We start from the raw sequence: 1,030 nt of genomic DNA on the forward strand, positions 1-1,030 counted from the left end.
CGTCATCCTCAAATGCCATATCCATTGGTTTCCGCCTTTGCATTCTAATAGATGTTTTATAACGCTTGTAAACCTCCCATCCATCAGTTTCATATTTGGTCACCAATTCATTCTGCACACTCTCAAACATAAATTCTTTCGCTTTTGCCGAGAGCACGGTTGTTAGGGATTTCCCCGAAACCAATGAATTGAGAATATTTTGTTTGGTCTCTTCTTTCATGTCTCTTATTTTATAAGATTGGTAAAAATATATTCTTTGGTTTGACCTCGTTTTGCATTTATTCCCCCAATAAGGCTCGCACGATTCAATTCTATGCACCAATCTCCATTATTGAATATTTCTTTAATGGTTTCATGAGCAGCATTAGTAAGAATATAGTATGCTCCAATTTTTTTGATATATTGGATCAAAGAGTTTAACCTAATCTGATCTTCCAAAGAAAATATTTTTTGGTTATATTTGATAAACCCGTTGTTATTATGCGAGACTGTATATGGCGGATCCAAAAACACCAAATCATTAGGCTTTATATTTTGTCTTACAAGATCGAAATCCCCATATCTGAGAATTGCATTTTGTAGTGCGTTGCTTACATCTAATAACGTTTTTTCATTGAGAAATTCTTTTTCTCTAAATCCATAGGGAACATTATATTCCCCCTTGAGATTCACCCTATATATACCGTTAAATGAAGTCTGATTTAGATATATAAAACGGGCCGCTCTTGTTATTTCATCTTGGGGATGTTCGCTTCTTATTTTGTAATATGAATCTTTATCGTTGCTATATGTGCATAAAACTTTAATTATATCATACGGGGAATCTCTTAAAGCAATGTATGTTTTTATAAGATCTTCGTTAAGATCAGATAAAAATGCTTGTTGTGAAGGCTTGATTGATAGAAATACGGAAGCTCCTCCTAAAAAAGGTTCATGGTAATTATCAAATGCGGTATCTCCTATTATTTGAGGAAGATATTTGATTAACCAATTTTTTCCACCAGCCCATCTTAAGCATGGTTTTACTATA

The 1,030-nt window shown here is 33.5% G+C and carries 2 protein-coding genes; both read right to left on the reverse strand.

The genetic code is table 11. The features are described from left to right. Positions 1-220: hypothetical protein (locus tag HMPREF9720_RS13995; protein WP_039940847.1), on the reverse strand; the 220-nt coding region annotated here is incomplete at its 3' end. Positions 221-225: 5 nt separating this feature from the next. Beyond that, the coding region (locus HMPREF9720_RS14000; protein ID WP_009599023.1) for a DNA adenine methylase at positions 226-1,030 on the reverse strand (805 nt) is incomplete at its 5' end.

It is taken from the genome of Alistipes sp. HGB5 (assembly GCF_000183485.2).
Taxonomy (GTDB): Bacteria; Bacteroidota; Bacteroidia; order Bacteroidales; family Rikenellaceae; genus Alistipes; species Alistipes finegoldii.